Annotated in this window: 1 protein-coding gene; it reads right to left on the minus strand. The window is 58.3% G+C overall.

Annotated elements, in window-relative coordinates; all coding sequences use genetic code 11:
- Window positions 1-237, minus strand: a 237-nt coding sequence (locus AC1D1X_RS24900; RefSeq protein WP_477699572.1) for a hypothetical protein, incomplete at its 3' end; no start/stop codon positions are given.
- Between the last annotated feature and the right edge of the window lie 496 nt (window positions 238-733).

Below are 733 nucleotides of genomic sequence, written 5' to 3' on the forward strand. Positions count from 1 at the left end.
GGTCTCCACACCGACCAGTCCTGGCTGCGTCAGCGGTGCCGGGGCAGCCGCAGGAGGCACAGGAAGGGGCGCTGAGGCGGCAGCCACCGGGGCGACAGGAGGCGCAGGAACCGTGGCCGGTGCGGGGGACGGTGCGACTTCCGGAGCACTGGCAGTGGCTGCTGGCGGCGCCACTGCCGGGGGAGCCGTGGTCTGTGCCAGGGCTTGCTGGCATGCCAGGCCCAAGCATAAAGACATACTCAAGGCCAGAAATCTGTTCATATGCATACGGTGCCCGCCTGTTCAATCAACCAACAATTGGTAACAACAGGCATAAGTCGTGCCAATACCGCAGTAGCTCGTGTGATGGGACTGCGACGGAAAATATGTACTGCAAAAGTGCGCAAACGATTGGCGTGGTGCCCCAAAAACATCCACAGAACCAGCGGCCGCCCAAAGCCCGGGGCCGGGAAACCCCCAATGCACTGGGACAGTGCGCCCGCTATATTGGATGACTTGCTGACGAGCCTTGCTGCTCGCAACGCGAGGAGCCGAGGAGACACGAGAGAGTCATTAAGAAGTACACAAACAACGCGGCATTCCACAAGAGATGCAGATTTGCAAAACGCGCTGGCAACCCCAGCGCTTTTATTATGCCTCCGCCGTGATGGGTAAAACCCTCAAAAACCTTTGCAACCATTGACTGTCTTGCGCCAACAGCTATCTATTTGATAGCAATGAGTCTGTTCAATGC

Source organism: Polaromonas sp. P1_G4 (assembly GCF_056405475.1).